This window comes from Polaribacter sp. Asnod1-A03 (assembly GCF_045063585.1).
In the GTDB taxonomy this organism is placed as follows: domain Bacteria; phylum Bacteroidota; class Bacteroidia; order Flavobacteriales; family Flavobacteriaceae; genus Polaribacter.
On sequence record NZ_JBEFOE010000009.1, the window covers coordinates 2,182,264 to 2,199,211 of the forward strand.

Annotated in this window: 10 protein-coding genes; 9 read left to right on the top strand and 1 reads right to left on the bottom strand. The window is 33.2% G+C overall.

Going from position 1 to position 16,948, the window contains the following annotated elements:
* Window position 1: 1 nt before the first annotated feature.
* From ACJJVY_RS10075 to ACJJVY_RS10115, 9 genes are all read left to right on the top strand, one after another.
* Window positions 2-1,690, top strand: coding sequence for a family 16 glycosylhydrolase (locus ACJJVY_RS10075; protein ID WP_405607727.1), 1,689 nt, complete (start codon window positions 2-4; stop codon window positions 1,688-1,690).
* A 78-nt stretch (window positions 1,691-1,768) separates the two neighbouring features.
* The gene (locus ACJJVY_RS10080; RefSeq protein ID WP_405607730.1) at window positions 1,769-3,073 is read left to right on the top strand and encodes a glycoside hydrolase family 2 TIM barrel-domain containing protein; all 1,305 of its coding nucleotides are present in this window, start codon (window positions 1,769-1,771) and stop codon (window positions 3,071-3,073) included.
* Between the two features lie 90 nt (window positions 3,074-3,163).
* On the top strand, window positions 3,164-6,622 hold the full coding sequence (locus ACJJVY_RS10085) for a hypothetical protein (RefSeq protein ID WP_405607733.1): 3,459 nt from the start codon (window positions 3,164-3,166) through the stop codon (window positions 6,620-6,622).
* Window positions 6,623-6,739: 117 nt separating this feature from the next.
* Complete coding sequence (locus ACJJVY_RS10090; RefSeq protein WP_405607736.1) at window positions 6,740-8,281, top strand: glycoside hydrolase family 30 protein; 1,542 nt, start codon at window positions 6,740-6,742, stop codon at window positions 8,279-8,281.
* Between the two features lie 88 nt (window positions 8,282-8,369).
* Complete coding sequence (locus ACJJVY_RS10095) at window positions 8,370-9,647, top strand: glycosyl hydrolase family 17 (RefSeq protein WP_405607739.1); 1,278 nt, start codon at window positions 8,370-8,372, stop codon at window positions 9,645-9,647.
* 53 nt (window positions 9,648-9,700) lie between these two features.
* Window positions 9,701-11,152 (top strand): glycoside hydrolase family 30 protein, encoded by a 1,452-nt coding sequence (locus ACJJVY_RS10100; protein WP_405611638.1) that lies wholly within the window; start codon window positions 9,701-9,703, stop codon window positions 11,150-11,152.
* Window positions 11,153-11,158: 6 nt separating this feature from the next.
* Window positions 11,159-12,574, top strand: a complete 1,416-nt coding sequence (locus ACJJVY_RS10105) for an MFS transporter (RefSeq protein WP_405607742.1) — start codon at window positions 11,159-11,161, stop codon at window positions 12,572-12,574.
* Window positions 12,575-13,942: 1,368 nt separating this feature from the next.
* The gene (locus ACJJVY_RS10110) at window positions 13,943-14,872 is read left to right on the top strand and encodes a phosphatase PAP2 family protein (protein ID WP_405607745.1); all 930 of its coding nucleotides are present in this window, start codon (window positions 13,943-13,945) and stop codon (window positions 14,870-14,872) included.
* 372 nt (window positions 14,873-15,244) lie between these two features.
* Window positions 15,245-15,550, top strand: a complete 306-nt coding sequence (locus tag ACJJVY_RS10115; protein ID WP_405607748.1) for a GIY-YIG nuclease family protein — start codon at window positions 15,245-15,247, stop codon at window positions 15,548-15,550.
* A gap of 948 nt (window positions 15,551-16,498) precedes the next feature.
* Here ACJJVY_RS10115 and ACJJVY_RS10120 read toward each other — a convergent pair.
* Window positions 16,499-16,882 (bottom strand): DNA-binding protein, encoded by a 384-nt coding sequence (locus tag ACJJVY_RS10120; RefSeq protein ID WP_405607751.1) that lies wholly within the window; start codon window positions 16,880-16,882, stop codon window positions 16,499-16,501.
* Window positions 16,883-16,948 lie beyond the last annotated feature (66 nt).

Here is a 16,948-nt window from a genome sequence, read left to right on the forward strand (position 1 = left end):
AATGAAAAAAATGAAAAATATTTATATAGTTCTATTTTCTGTTATGACAGCTTTCTTTGGTTGTCAAGAAAAAGAGTATGAATTTGGAGATATAATTGCACCTTCCAATATTGTTGTATCTACTGATATTATGGGTGTAGACGACAATAATCCTTATGGAGATGGTACTGGGTTTGTAGATTTTAAAGTAACAGCAGAAAATGCTATAAGTTATAAATTTAATTATGGTGATGGTACAGAGATAGAGTCTGTTCCTTCTGGAGTAGTAACAAAAAGATTTAGTCTTACAGATATAAATACCTATACAGTAATAGTAACAGCTATTGGTACAGGGGGTTCAACTTCTACAACTTCAGTAGATCTTACCGTTTATAGCGCATTTGAAGACTTAGAAGCTGTAAAGTTTTTGGCAGGTTCAGAAATAGGTGATCGTAAAACTTGGTATTGGCAAGCAAATGAATCAGGTTTTATTAGTATGGGTCCAGTAACAGATGATTATGGAAATGGAGAATTTGCATACGGAGCTTGGTGGCCAGGACCTGATGCATGGGCAGAAGATAGAAGTTGTTTCTCTGAAAATAATGAGTTTGTGTTTACAACAACACAAGATGGAATGACTTTTGAGCAAACTGCGGGTCCTGCATTTATACCAGGTACTTATGCTGGTTATATTGGAATTGATGGAGATCAATGTTATGATGAAACGGTAGTAACTACTATGTATGGTGTTAAAAATGTAACTTTTGCACCATCATCATCTAAAGCTGCTTTAGAAGGGTCTTTTGATGATGAACCATATAGACAAACTACATTTGAAATATCTGATGGAGGTTTTATGGGATGGTATGTAGGTACAAGTACTTATGATATTATTTCTTTAACGGACGATGAAATGATTGTTAGAGTTATAGAAGACCCTGCAACTGGTACTGGTGCAGCTTGGTATCATAGATTTACGTCTACAAAACCCGTAGAAGGTGTTGTGTCTGTAGATTATGAATACAATAACTTAGTTTGGGAAGATGATTTTAATACAGATGGAGCTCCAGATGTAGCAAATTGGACTTACGACCTAGGTGCAGGTGGTTGGGGTAATGGAGAGTCTCAAACGTATACAGATGCTACAGAAAATGCAAAAGTAGAAAATGGTTCCTTAATTATTACTGCTAAAGCAGATGGAAATGGAGGTTATACTTCTGCAAGATTAAAATCTCAAGGATTGTATAAGTTTACTTATGGTAGAGTAGAAGTAAGAGCAAAATTACCAGCTTCTCAAGGAACTTGGCCAGCAATTTGGATGTTAGGTTCTAATTTTCCAACTGTTGGATGGCCAACATGTGGAGAAATCGATATTATGGAACAAACAGGTGCAGATAAAAATACATCTTTAGGTACTTTGCATTGGTTAGATGCAGCAAGTTCTTCAAATGCAAGTTATGGTGAAACTACTTCCGTTGCAAACGCATCTTCTGAGTTTCATTTATATACTTTAGAATGGACAGATGCTGCTATTAAAATCTATTTAGATGATGTACAGTTTTATGAAATGACAAATAGTTCAGATTTGCCTTTTAATACAGATTTCTTTTTAATTCTAAATGTTGCCATGGGGGGTACTTTAGGAGGAGAAATACCAGATATATTTACAGAAGATACTATGGAAATTGATTACGTTAAAGTGTATCAATAAAACATTTTTGTTAATTGTTTCGTTAAGGTCAGTTTTATTTGGCTGACCTTTTCTTTTATCTAACCACAAATTTCAGTTATGAAAAGCATTCTAGTATCAACTTTTCTTTTTTTATTCACCTTTAATGCTTGTGCACAAAAAGAGGACACTGTTTCTATTCTAAATAATGAAGAAGGAATAAAATTAGTTGTAAATGAAAAAGATTTTATGATTAATGGAATGAATTGGGATTATTTTCCAATAGGAACCAATTTTACATACAGCTTATGGGAGCAACCAGATGATTTTATTAAAATAGCATTGGATACAGAAATGTCTTTGTTAAAAGAAATGGGAGTAAATACAATTCGTGTTTACAGTGGAATTCAACCCAAATGGATTTCTTATATCTATAAAAATCATGGTATTTATACCATGTTAAATCACTCTTTTGGTAGATATGGATATTCTTTAAATGGAAATTGGATAGAAGCAACAGACTATGCAGATAAAAAGGCACAAAGTGTTTTGTTAAGTGAGGTAGAAGCCTTGGCAAAAGCATACAAAAACACTCCTGGTTTGTTGTTATATCTTTTAGGAAACGAAAATAACTACGGACTTTTTTGGGCAGGATCAGAAACGGAAGATTTTCCGGATGATGAAGCAGACAAGAAAAAAGTAGGAGAAACGAGAGGTAGAGCGTTGTATCAATTAATGAATGCTGCCGCTTTAAAAATAAAAAATATCGATCAAAATCATCCGATAGCTATTTGTAATGGAGATCTTTTGTATATAGATATTATTGCAGAAGAATGCAAAGACATAGATGTTTTTGGTACCAATATGTACAGAGGTGCATCTTTTGTAGATGCATTCGAAACCGTAAAAAAGAAATTAAACAAACCGATTCTTTTTACAGAATTTGGTGCGGATGCTTTTAATGCTATTACGGGTAAAGAAGACCAAAAAATGCAAGCCTTTTATATGGTTAAAAACTGGCAAGAAATTTATGAAAATACTTCAGGTTTAGATAAATCATCAAATGCTATTGGAGGTTTTACTTTTCAGTTTAGTGATGGTTGGTGGAAATTTGGGCAAACTACAGGTTTAGATAAACATGATCAAAATGCATCTTGGGCTACCAAAGCTTATAAATTTGATTATAAAGAAGGCGGTAATAACATGAATGAAGAATGGTTTGGTATTACTGCAAAAAATCCCACTGATTCAGAAGGTTTTTATAGTTTACAGCCAAGAGCAGCTTATTATGCTTTAAAAGAAGTTCATCAACTAAACCCTTATGCAAAAGGATTTAATCAAAAAAAAATTACCAAACATTTTAGTAAAATAAATTTAAACGATGCGGTTTTAAAGGCAGAAAAAGGTTTAAGTAAAAAAGACTAACTAATTGGAATATTATAAAATATTCTAAAAAAAATAACAACTAATAAAAGACCTCTAACGAATATTATCAGAGGATAAAAAATAATTTTGATGACAAAAAAGACTATTTTTTTAGGAGAAAATAAAGCAGATTTTCAAACTCATGAAGTAAAAGGAGAAATGATAAATTTCGAAAATGAGGTTTATTATAAAATTACAAATAGTAATGAAATGAGACCTTTTTTTATGAGTATTGTTTCAGACTCTAACCATTGGATGTTTATTTCTAGTAACGGAGGTTTAACAGCTGGTAGAAAAAACAGTGATCATTCATTATTCCCTTATTACACAGATGATAAAATTACAGAATCTACAGATACAACAGGGAGTAAATCTATTTTTCAGGTAACTAAAAACGGAAAAACTTATTTATGGGAACCTTTTTCTCATAGGCAAATTGGTTTATATCAAACAAAACAAAATTTGTATAAAAACAGTTTTGGTAATAAGGTCATTTTCGAAGAAATTAATGAAGATTTAGAGATCACTTTTAGATATCAATGGAGTTCTTCTGATCAATATGGTTTTGTGAAAAAATCTACTTTAGTGAATAATTCACTAGAAAAAGTGGAGATTACTTTTTTAGATGGATTGCAAAATATTATTCCTTCAGATATAACTACAGATTTGCAAAACTCTTATAGTAATTTAGTAGATGCCTATAAAAAGAGCGAATTACAAAAAGAAGTTGGTTTAGGTATTTACGCTTTAAGTGCAATTATTGTTGATAAAGCAGAACCAAGTGAAGCTTTAAAATCAAACATTGTTTGGTCTTTAGGGATTAAAAATCCAACTTATTTATTGTCATCATTGCAATTAGATAATTTTAGGAGAGGGTTAGCAATTTATCAAGAAGAAGATGTAAAGGCAGAAAAAGGAGCTTATTTTATAAGTGCAGATCTTGTTTTAGAAAGCAAGGGGTCTAAAGATTGGTGTTTTATAGCCAACGTAAATCAAACAATTAGTGATATTCAAGCGCTTTCTAAAGCGATTAAAAAAGAGGAAAATTTATTAGAAGACATTCTAAAGAATATAGAGGCTGGTACTAAAAACTTAATTGCTTTAACGGGTGCTGCCGATGGTGTACAGGTATCTAATGATTCTTTAATAAATACAAGACATTTTGCAAATACACTTTTTAATTTAATGAGGGGTGGTACTTTTGATGATGATTATAAGATAGAAAAAGAAGATTTTTTAAAATACATAAGTGCAGCAAATAAAAATGTTTTCAAGAATAAAGAAACTGTTTTAGGGACTTTACCAACATTATTTACGCTAAATACCATTTTAGAAATTGCAGAAAAGGATGCCGATAAAAACTTTAAAAGACTGTGTTTTGAATATTTACCATTAAAATTTAGTAGAAGACATGGAGACCCTAGTAGACCTTGGAACAAGTTTTCTATCAATACTAAAAATGAAATTGATGGTTCTAAAATTTTAGATTACGAGGGGAATTGGCGAGATATTTTTCAAAATTGGGAAACTTTAGCACATTCTTATCCTGCGTTTATAGAAAGCATGATTCATAAATTCTTAAATGCAACTACTTTTGATGGATACAATCCTTACAGAGTAACCAAAGGTGGTTTTGACTGGGAAGTAATTGAAGAAAATGATCCTTGGTCTTACATTGGTTATTGGGGAGATCATCAAATAATTTACTTATTAAAATTTTTAGAATTTATAGAGAATCATTATCCAAATCAATTAGAAAAACGTTTTTCTGAGGCTGTTTTTGTGTACGCAAATGTGCCTTATAAAATAAAAGACTATCAAAGTATTTTAAAGAATCCAAAAGATACGATTGATTTTGATTTTGAAGCGCAAACAAGTATAGAAGAAAGAAGAGGAATTGTAGGTGTAGATGGTGCTTTGTTAACTACTAAAAACGACGCTATTTATACAGTAAATTTAATCGAAAAATTATTAGCAACCGTTTTGGCTAAGGTATCTAACTTTATCCCTGAAGGGGGTATTTGGATGAATACACAAAGACCAGAATGGAATGATGCTAACAATGCTTTGGTGGGTAACGGAGTTTCTATGGTTACTTTAAATTACTTAAATCGTTTTATTAATTTCTTCGAAAAAGTAGTGATAAAATCCTCTGCAGAAGAAGTTGAGGTTTCATCAGAATTGGTAACATTTTTTAATGAAGTTGTTACCACCTTTCATCAGAATAAAAATATATTATCAGGTAAAGTTTCAGATACAGAAAGAAAAACTGTTTTAGATGGTTTAGGTGAAGCGGCAAGTAAATTTAGAACTTCTATTTATCAAAACGGATTTTCTAGCGACAAAACAGCGTTAAAAAAAGAAGCACTTTTAGACTTTTTTACCATTACAAAAGCGTATTTAGAGCATACCATTAAAGCCAACAAACGAACAGATAATTTATACCACGCTTATAATTTAATGACGATAGAAAAGGATACAGAAGTATCTATTTCTTATCTGTCGGAAATGTTAGAAGGACAAGTGGCCGTTTTAAGTGCTGGTTATTTATCGCCTAAAGAAACGTTAAAAGTGTTAGACGGTATGAAAGCTAGTGCGCTGTTTAGAGAAGATCAATACAGTTATATTTTATATCCAAATAAAGATTTACCACGTTTTGATGAAAAAAATATAATTCCGAAAGCTTCTGTAGAAAGTTCTGAATTATTGTTAAAGTTATTGGGTGATAAAAATAGTCAAATCATTACTAAAGACGTTTTAGGGAAATTTCATTTCAATGCAAATTTCAATAATGCAAATAGCTTATTAAAAACCTTAGAGACTTTACCTAAAAGATATGCAGAATTGGTTGAAAAAGAATCAGATTTGTTGCTAAATATCTTCGAAGAAGTCTTTAATCACAAAGCGTTTACAGGTCGTTCGGGAACTTTCTTTGGTTACGAAGGTTTAGGGTCTATATACTGGCACATGGTTTCTAAATTATTATTAGCCGTACAAGAAAATTGCTTGTTGGCAATTAAAAATAAGGAAGACGACGCTTTAATTGGTCAATTGTTAGATCACTATTACGAAATACAAGCCGGAATTGGTGTACATAAATCACCGAAATTGTATGGTGCATTTCCAACCGATCCTTATTCTCATACACCTGGGGGTAAAGGAGCGCAACAGCCAGGAATGACGGGTCAGGTAAAAGAAGATGTTTTAAGTAGAATTGGTGAGTTAGGTGTTTTTGTAAAAGACGGAAAAATCAATTTTAATCCAAGACTTTTAAGAGCAAGTGAATTTATAGAGAGTTCTAAAGATTTTAAATATTTAGCAATAAATAAAGAATCTAAGGTAATTAAATTGGAAGAAGGTTCTCTTTGTTTTACGTATTGTCAAGTACCAGTGATCTATAAAAAATCGGAAGAAGAAAGCGTGAAAATATTTTTTATTAATGGAGAAACAGTAACAACAGAAAACTTAATTCTTGATAAAAGTATTTCAAAAAAGATGTTTGATAGAACAGGTGAAATAGACCGTATAGAAGTTGCTGTTAAAAAATAATTTAAAGAAATATAGAAAAGAATGACCATATTTAATTTCAAAAAGAAAAGAGAAAATTATAAAGGAGGGAGTAATCAATCGAATTTTCTAAAGATTACTTGGTTACAATTTCTGGTTATGTCTATTGTACTTGTGAGCTGCTCACAAAAAAGTGCTTATCAAGAGTACGTATCAGATGTGTATCAAACATCTCAAGCTGGAGACAACCTAAAATTAATAGTAAGTGATGTTGCTAAGACAACTTCTTCCAAAGTAAAAAAAGTAACAATAGAACTTCTTCCTAATCAAGAATTTCAAAAGTATTACGGTTTTGGAGCTTCATTTACAGAATCATCTGCATGGAATTTGGCTACTATCCCTGTAGAATTACGTAAAGAAGTATTAACTAAAATGTTCAGTCCAACTGAAGGTGCAGGATTCACCCTTACACGAACTCATATTAATAGTAGTGATTATTCAAACAACCACTACACATACATTGAAGAGGGAGATGAAGATCTTTCAACATTCAGTATTCAAGAAGATGTAAAAGGGTTTTCTGGTGATGAAAATGATCAGGTACGTGGTATTGAATTGATAGATCCAAATTATGATCTTATCCCAATGATTTTAGAAGCATCTAGCATTCCTGGTGCAGATTTTAAAATTATTGCTTCGCCTTGGAGTCCTCCATCGTGGATGAAAACAGGAGAAACAGCTAAAATGACGAATGGTACCTTGCTTCCTAAATATTATGGTCTGTGGGCTAAATATTTATCAAAATATGTAAGTGCTTATAAAGAAAAAGGGATTACTCTTTGGGGGCTAACACCACAGAATGAACCACTACATGCTCATGATGCAGCATGGGATAGTAATGGGTTTACTCCTGAACAAGGTAGAGACTTTTTAAGAGACCATCTTGGTCCTCAACTTGTAAAAGATGGCCATCTTAAGCTTGATGATTTGGATGCTGGATTACGCGTATTGATTTATGATCATAATAAATCGACAATGAACGACTATGTTGCAGCAACCTACCGAGATCCAAAAGCATCTAAATATGCTTGGGGAACTGCTTTTCATTGGTATACAAATTCTGAATTAAAAGAAAATAACTGGTATGCAAATGAATTAGCTGAGTTAGAAAAAACTTGGCCAAACAAAGGGATGATTCATACGGAATCCAGTATCGATATTGACGCTAATGATCCGATTGGGCAATATTGGAGAGCAAGTACAGACTATGCAGGTACTTTTGTGCCTTTTGAAACCTATGCTTACGATATTATTACAGATTTAAATCATGGAACTCAAGGATACATTGAATGGTGTAGTATTTTGAGTAACAAAGGACAACCAAATCCTTACGACAACTTTAATAGTGCTCCGGTACTTATTAATCCTGTTACTGATGAGGTAATATACACGCCACTTTATTACTTGCTTAGTCACTTTAGTAAGTTCATTCGCCCTAATGCACATAGAATAGGTGTAAAAGGAGAAGAGGTAGATGGATTGATATACACTGCTGCTAAAAATACTGATGGTTCAATTGCTGTTGTTATTTTTAACAAAAATGAAGAAATTAAAGAAGTATCGATTGCATTAGAAACAAAGACTTTTACATCTAGAATTGCACCTAGGTCTGTTCAAACGATTCATTTACGTAGTAAGTAAAAAACTAAATATAATTGTCTAAATACAGATTCATATACAAATCGGTGTTCAAATTATTTATGTATAAACAACATTTAATCATCAAAAAATGAAATCAATTTTAAATATAGGTATTGCAATAATTGTATTGTCTTTTGGTGTGAGTTGCAATTCTAAAAAAGAAACTAAACCAGCAGTAGAAAAAAATATAACTGCTGCAGAAATTTTAGGGAATCCGGATTATTTGGCCATTTCTTATGGTGGCTATCGAGGAAAATCAAGAGAAGATAATCAGCCAACAATTCTTCAACTAAAAGAAGATTTAAAGTTGATGCATGCAATGGGGATTCGTATTTTAAGAACTTATAACGTACAACCAAAATTGCCACATGCTGCCAATGTTTTAGAAGCCATCCATCAACTTAAAAAAGAAGATGCCAATTTTGAAATGTATGTAATGTTGGGTGCTTGGATAGATTGTTTAAATGCATGGACAGAGAAAGAGCCAAATCATAATCTTGAAAGTCCAGAAAATGAAGGAGAAATAGCAAGAGCTGTAGCCTTGGCAAATAAATACCCAGACATTGTAAAAGTAATAGCTGTTGGTAATGAAGCAATGGTAAAATGGGCGGCAAGTTATTTTGTGCAACCGAATGTGATTTTAAAATGGGTAAATTATCTTCAGAATTTAAAGAAAAAGGGAGAGTTGTCTAAAGATGTTTGGATTACAAGTTCAGATGATTTTTCTTGTTGGGGTGGCGGAGATTCTTTGTATCACACTAAAGATTTAGAAGATTTAATAAAGGCGGTAGATTATATTTCAACACATACATATCCATATCATAATTCTCACCACAATTCAGAATTTTGGAAAGTACCCGATAATGAGTTTCATTTATCAGACAAAGAAAAAATTGATGCAGCCATGTTAAGGTCTAAAAATTTTGCCATAAAGCAATATAATGCTGTAAAAAGCTATATGGAAAGTTTGGGAGTAAACAAACCTATTCATATTGGTGAAACAGGTTGGTCAACTATTTCTAACGGATATTATGGCGTAAACGGTTCTAGGGCTAGTGATGAATATAAGCAAGGGTTGTATTACAATCATCTTAGAGAATGGACGAATAAAGAAGGGATTTCTTGCTTTTATTTTGAAGCTTTTGATGAACAATGGAAAGATGTAGAAAACCCAAATGGATCGGAAAATCACTTTGGATTGATCACTTTAAAAGGAGAAGCAAAATTCCCAATTTGGAATTTAGTTGACAAAGGGGTTTTTAACGGATTAACAAGAGGAGGAAAGTCAATTACAAAAACATATAATGGAGATAAAGACGTATTAATGAATGATGTTTTGGTTCCGAATACAGAGTATAATAGATAAAAATAATAAAAATGAAAACAAACTATTTTTTTTACACGCTATTTTTAGTAGTGATGATTAGTTGTAATCAAAAGGATAATAAATTATCTGTAGAGGTTTATGAAACTTCGGAAGCAGGGAATAAGTTAACCCAAATTACAGATTTTGTTCCTGTTGAAAATGCAGCTACCATAACACTAAATCCTAAAAAAACTTTTCAAACAATTACAGGTTTTGGTGGTGCATTTACAGAATCATCTGCTTATTTATTAAATAAATTGAGTCAGAAAAATAGAGATACCATTATTCAGGCATATTTCTCAGAAGAAGGCGCAAATTACTCATTAACAAGAACGCACATGAACTCGTGTGATTTTTCTTTGAATCAGTATTCATATTCTCCAGTAGTAGAGGATGTAAACCTAGCGCATTTTACCATTAAAGATGATATGGATGATTTAATCCCGATGATTAAAGATGCTATGAACGCGTCTAAAGATGGATTTAAAATATTTGCTTCTCCCTGGACAGCTGCTCCGTGGATGAAAGATAATAATGAGTGGGTTGGCGGTAAATTATTACCAAAGTATTACGATACCTGGGCATTATTTTTTTCTAAATACATAGATGCTTATGACAAAGAAGGAATTGATATTTGGGGTTTTACGGTAGAAAATGAACCACACGGAAATGGTAATAATTGGGAAAGCATGCATTTTTCTCCAAAAGAAATGACGGATTTTGTAGAGTTTCACTTAGGGCCGAAATTAGAAAAAGACGGTTATGGAGATAAAATTATTTTAGGATATGACCAAAATAGAGAAGGTTTAAAAGAATGGGTAGACGAGATGTATCGAGATGAAGCTTCCTCAAAATATTTTGATGGTACAGCAATCCATTGGTATGAAAGTACTTTTGAAGTTTTTCCAGAAGCGTTGCAATATGCACATGATAAAGCACCAGAAAAGTATTTAATAGAAACCGAAGGCTGTATCGATTCTCAAGTTCCAGAATGGAATAATGACGCTTGGTATTGGCAAAAGAAAGCCACAGATTGGGGCTATGATTGGGCACCAGAAGAAGACAAACATTTGCACCCAAAATATGCGCCAGTAAACCGATATGCAAGAGATATTATTGGTTGTTTAAACAATTGGGTAGACGGTTGGGTAGATTGGAACATGGTTTTAGATACCCAAGGAGGGCCTAATTGGTTCGAGAATTGGTGTGTGGCTCCAGTAATTGTAGATCCTGCCAAAGACGAAGTTTATTTTACACCATTGTACTATACAATGGCACATTTTAGCAAGTACATAAGACCAGAAGCAAAAGTAATTGGAATCGAAAATTCGGATAAAGAGTTGCAAGTAACAGCCGCAGAAAATACTGATGGCACCATTGCAGTAATCGTTTTTAATGAAGGAAAAATAAAAAAGAACTTTAAAATACAGTTGGATAAAAAAGAAACATTGATAAATATTGATGCACAAGCATTGCAAACCATCTTAATTTCAACAAAAAAATAAAAAATCATGTCTCAGGTAGGTTCTTCATCTAAAGTATCGTTTGGTCAAAAAGTAGCCTTTGGTATTGGTATGCTTTCCAATCAAATGTTTCCGGCTGCACTAAGTATATTTATGGTGGTTTTGGTTCAAAATTATGGCTTTCCAACTTGGATGTGGGCAATTTTATTTTTTCTACCTCGTATTTTCGATTCCATAACAGATCCTATTATGGGGTTTATCTCAGACAATACAAAATCTGTTTGGGGTAGGCGTAGACAATATGTGTTTTTAGGCGCCATTATTATGGGGGTTTCTTTTGCTTTTTTGTGGCAATTATATATCGCAAACGGACTCAATTATAATTTTATCTATTTTTTAGTTTTGTCTTTGGCATTTTATTTAGGGCTCACTATTTTTTCGGTGCCTTATGTAGCCATGGGTTATGAGATGAGTGATGACTTTCATGAACGTACGAGTATTATGGCGGTGGCGCAATGGATTGGGCAATGGGCTTGGGTAATTGCACCTTGGTTTTGGGTGGTAATGTATGATGATGGTTGGTTTGGTACTACTACAGAAACCACCAGAACCTTAGGGATATGGGTAGGTACGGTCTTTGCGATTTTGGCGATAGTTCCTGCGGTTTTTATCAAAAGCAAATCTACCAAAAACGATGAAAACTTGCGTCCGTTGACCTTAAAAACCATTGGAGGCAGTTTTAAAGAAATCATTGCTAATTTTAAAGAAGCCTTTAAAATAGAACAGTTTAAAAAACTCTGTTTTGCTACTTTTTTAATTTACAATGCATTTAATGTGGTAGCGGGTTTTTCTTTTTTTATTGTTGTCTATTACTTATTTGCTGGAGATGCCGCGGCAGCCGGACTTTGGCCAACGCTTTTAGGGAGTGTAGGTGCTTTGGCAACTACTTTTTTAGTGATACCAGTGGTGGCAAAATTGTCTAAAGAAATGGGGAAAAAGAAAGCCTTTATGGTTTCGCAAGGAATTTCGGTTTTTGGCTACATCCTACTTTGGTTTTTATTTGTACCCGGTAAACCTTACTTATTTCTATTTGCATTGCCTTTTTTCTCTTTTGGTATCGGAAGCTTGTTTACCTTAATGATGTCTATGACTTCGGATGTGATTGATATTGATGAACTAAATACCGGCAAACGTAGAGAAGGGGTTTTTGGTGCCATTTATTGGTGGATGGTAAAATTTGGTTTTGCCATTGCAGGTTTGTTAACGGGGGCAATTATGGGGTTGGTTGGTTTTGTGCCAGACACTGTAAACTCGGAAGCATCTATAACGGGGATAAGATTATTTTACTCAGGTTTACCCATTTTAGGAACCCTAGCGGCCATGTGGATCATGAAAAGCTACGATCTTACCGAAGAAAAAGCCGAAGCAGTAAGTAACCAATTAGAAAAAAGAAGAAAACCATAAAGTACTAACTCTTTTATTTTTGTTAGTTAATTTAAAAAAAACACACAGTAAAGTCTGTTATTTGAACTTAACAATTCTAACACACAAAAATGGTCTTAGAGTGACCTCGAGAAAGGTAGGTAATATATAACCAAATCCTCCAATTCCAAAGCCCACATAGAGTTAAGGTCTTCGAGCGGAGTTGAGAATTATGGCAAGCATTAACATTTTCAAAATTTCATTACCCACCCACAAAAAGATGGTCTACGAGCGGAGTCGAGAAGGGTAGGGAGTAATAACCCTAAGATTCCTCCTCCACTTCTACAGGCTCGATACAGACACTTCGACTCCGCTCAGCACAGGTACTTCGATCTCTATTGTTTTGTTTTTTATACCCTATCATATAACAATCCTATCTGTCAGTTCGAGTAATTTGGAGGTACGAAAAATTGTATCGAGAACTTTTTAGATATATCTGCAAAAAAAACTCCGAATGTCATGTAGATGTACTAGAAACACCTCTTTAAGTTATCTGGTCAAGTAAAGTAAAGGATCTCGACTCCGCTCAATCACCGTCGTGTTAAGCCAATTTCTTTAAGAGGTATTATAGGTGTTCTGTTATATTTAAATAGAATAATCCTATCCGTCAGTTCGAGTAATTTAGAGGTACGAAAAATTGTATTGAGAACTTTTTAGATATACCTACAAAAAACTTCCGAATGTCATGTAGATGTACTAGAAACACCTCTTTAAGTTATCTTGTCAAGTAAAGTAAAGGATCTCGACGCCGCTCAATCACCGTCGTGTTAAGTCAATTTCTTTAAGAGGTATTATAGGTGTTCTGTTATATTTAAATAGAACAATCCTATCTGTCAATTCGAGTAATTTAGAGGTACGAAAAATTGTATCGAGAACTTTTTAGATATACCTACAAAAAAAACTCCGAATGTCATGTCGAGATACTCGAGACATCTCTTTAAATTATCAAGTAAAACAATGGATCTCGACTCCGTTCGATCACCACTCAACGCTGGCACCTCGATCACCATTGCAGAGCAAAAACCAATTAAATCCAAGAAGAATTTTTGAGTATTAACAAGCCCAACACAAGGCTAGGGTCTTCGAGCGGAGTCGAGAAGCACTGCAAGCATTAATAATTTTCACAATTTCAGTACCTACTCACAAAGAGATGGTCTTCGAGCGGAGTCGAGAAGCTTTATATGCTAATAATCATTTCTCTCCAATTCTAAAACCCTACAAAGTCATAAAAATCAAATAGCGTAAAAAGCACCAGCTCAAAACAACTCTTTAAAAATTACCACTTTAGCTAAAAAATATAAAGTAATAATTGTATTTTTAGCACCAACAACCAACCCTAACAACCAAACTATGAAACTGAAACAGTTATTACTAAGTACTTTCCTTGCCTTTTCCTTAGCACTGTTAGCACAAGAACCAGGGGCAGATCAACCTACAGAACGAAATCATTTACAAACGGCGGGTCATGTTTTTAAAACAAGTTTTAATACAATTCCTAGTGATTTTGTGTATTTAGGAAAAGAATTTTCTGATGATTGGAAAAAAACAGGGTATTATGTAGCAGGTATTTTAGGTTTGATTGCTACTGATAAAATAACCACAAAATTCTATCAGCAACACGTTGAGCCAAAGATTGATTATACTTTACCAACAATTACACCTATTTTTTTAAGAAATTCAAAAAATATGTGGATTAATGGAGAAAATACTTATTTAACCTATCCCATTATAGGTATTTATGTAGGTTCTTTGTTTGCAAATAAAGAAAAAGGACAGTTTGCGGCAGTAAACTCCTTTAAAGCAATTGCATACTCTACGATTATTTCACAGATTACTTTAAAAACAATTTTTGGTAGAAATAGACCAGTTAGACCATTGGGAGCAGAAGATACTGGGACTTTTACAAATAACAACTGGGATTTTTTCAACAGTAGAAATGGTACTTATATATTAAGTGGACCTTATGGTACGTCTTTGCCATCAATGCATGCTACAGGGTATTTTGCCATTGCCAAAGTAATACAAATGGAGTTTGATAATTACTGGATTCCTTACGGTATTATGGCCATTACGTTTTTATCAGACATTAAAAGCCACGAACATTGGATAAGTGATATGGTTGCGGGAGGAATTTTAGGAACTTTAATAGGACGTTCTATTGTTAGAAGTAGTTGGAAAGCAAGAGGGCTTTTAAAGAAAAAAGAAACTGAATTTTCTTTGAACTATATTCCGAGAATATCTTCTGAATTTACAGGGTTAAGGATTGTAGCTACTTTTTAAATTTATAATTTTTTTATACAAAACTAGTGGAACTCATACAAGAATTACAGTTTTAGGCAGTAAGAAGCTATGTACCATACCTTTTATTACCAATAATCAAAAATAAGAACAAGATATCCAAATGACAAGTCGAGGTACTCCAGAGATCTCTTTTAAGTTTTACATTCTAGTAAAGTAAAGGATCTCGACTCCACTTCGACTCTGCTCAGTGCAGGTAGCTCGATTACCGTTATATTCATCTAATTTTGTTAAGAGATGTTATTAATTTTGATGGTATTTAAAAAGAAAACTTTTAAATCTTCTCCTTAGCAATATTGAATAGCGGTCTTCGAGCGGAGTCGAGAAGCAAAAAAAACGTATCTTTCTCATTAAATGGCAGGTTATTTATATATATTATTATGTTCGGATGGAACTTACTACACTGGAAGTACAAGGTATTTGGAGAAACGGTTTTCAGAGCATCAGTCAAGTATGGGAGCCAATTATACAAAAACAAGACTACCCGTAAAATTGGTTTTTGAAAAGTCCTTTTTAAATATTGCAGATGCCTTTTATTATGAGAAGAAAATTAAAAAATGGTCACATGCAAAGAAAAAGGCCATGATTGAAAATAACTGGGAATTACTACCAATACTTTCCGAATGCAAAAATGAGACCCATTTTAAAAAGAAGAAGTAGATAAACTTAACTATAAGTCATATATATGCACTAGCACAAAGTTAAGAAGGATTTTCAAGTATTAACACAACACAAGGCTAGGGTCTTCGAGCGAAGTTGAGAAGCATAAAAAGCATTAACAATTTCACTTAACTCCAAAATAGAAAAACAGCCTCGATAAGTGTAGGAAGTAATATAAAAAGGATCTCGACTCCGCTCGATCACCAGTTCCAGTGAGAAATCCAATCAAATCCAAGAAGAGTTTTTGAGTACTAACAATCCCAACAGAATACGATGGTCTTCGAGCGGAGTCGAGAAGGTTAGAAAGCATTAACAATCTCACTTAATTACAAAATAGAAGAACAGCCTCGAGAAGTGTAGGAAGCTATATCAAAAGGATCTCGACCTCATTAGCGATGGTGAAATTTTGGATAAAAAAAAATAAAAATTATGAGATTTTAAAGAAACTAAGTAGTATTTTTACAACGTATTAGATTGCGATTGGCGGGAACTGATCGGGATTTTCTTAACATACAGCTCAATAATTAGGGGTCCTAACCGTCTGTTATTGAGTTTTTTTATACCTATATGTATGCGGTTTGCAGGTAGTAATGAAAGGAAAGTGCCTTACAAGTACCCAAATTGTTTATAATTAGCTGTTTTTGTTGATAAATTCGGTTTTTAGAGAAAGGTTTTAGTGCTGTAAATCAACAGAAAGGGTCAAAAAAGTAGGGCTTTTGGCGAAAAGAAATCCGCCAGAACCACAAAAAGAGTCGTATTGAGATTTATTAAATGCTTTGTCGGATGTATTTAATAGTTTTAATCAATTATTAATAGAGTTTGTAGCATCTATTTAATAGATTACAACATTTATACTAATAAATAAACGTGATTTTAGGGCATAAAAAAACCCAAACTGCGGGAACAGTTCGGGATTTTCTTAAAGATACAATTCAATAATTAGGGGTCCTAACCTGTTATTAATTTGTATTTTAAAATGCCTAGCATCTCTCGTAATTTAGTGCCAGCTCTAAAATTCATGTGTGCATTTTTAACAGAGTTGCTACTAACATCTTCAGAGAGTATTTCTCCATTCGATTTAACACCCATCTGTAAATTACCAATGCCCCCTAACTGCACTACCTTGCCTTGTTTAAGCTCATCAATAATGTTGTGTTCTAGGGCACGGAGCACTGCATAGCAATCCGATTCTCGAACCGTACATTGGTTAGAAACTAAATAAGCCAAACGTTCAAAATCTATCACTCCTTGAGAGATTGCTTTGGCATAATACTTGTTATCCGCGTCAACGTCCTGCGGATTTCTACGTTCTATTGATTTAATATAAATCATATTATAAAATATTAACATGCTTCTTCGTTGAAGCAATGGTTACAAAATTAGGTATTAAATGTGTTA

Excerpts from the sequence above, each read along its gene's own strand:
- ACJJVY_RS10075 (WP_405607727.1), top strand. The coding sequence starts at position 2 with ATGAAAAAAATGAAAAATATTTATATAGTTCTATTTTCTGTTATGACA.
- ACJJVY_RS10080 (WP_405607730.1), top strand. The coding sequence starts at position 1,769 with ATGAAAAGCATTCTAGTATCAACTTTTCTTTTTTTATTCACCTTTAAT.
- ACJJVY_RS10085 (WP_405607733.1), top strand. The coding sequence starts at position 3,164 with ATGACAAAAAAGACTATTTTTTTAGGAGAAAATAAAGCAGATTTTCAA.
- ACJJVY_RS10090 (WP_405607736.1), top strand. The coding sequence starts at position 6,740 with ATGTCTATTGTACTTGTGAGCTGCTCACAAAAAAGTGCTTATCAAGAG.
- ACJJVY_RS10095 (WP_405607739.1), top strand. The coding sequence starts at position 8,370 with ATGAAATCAATTTTAAATATAGGTATTGCAATAATTGTATTGTCTTTT.
- ACJJVY_RS10100 (WP_405611638.1), top strand. The coding sequence starts at position 9,701 with ATGATTAGTTGTAATCAAAAGGATAATAAATTATCTGTAGAGGTTTAT.
- ACJJVY_RS10105 (WP_405607742.1), top strand. The coding sequence starts at position 11,159 with ATGTCTCAGGTAGGTTCTTCATCTAAAGTATCGTTTGGTCAAAAAGTA.
- ACJJVY_RS10110 (WP_405607745.1), top strand. The coding sequence starts at position 13,943 with ATGAAACTGAAACAGTTATTACTAAGTACTTTCCTTGCCTTTTCCTTA.
- ACJJVY_RS10115 (WP_405607748.1), top strand. The coding sequence starts at position 15,245 with ATGGCAGGTTATTTATATATATTATTATGTTCGGATGGAACTTACTAC.
- ACJJVY_RS10120 (WP_405607751.1), bottom strand. The coding sequence starts at position 16,882 with ATGATTTATATTAAATCAATAGAACGTAGAAATCCGCAGGACGTTGAC.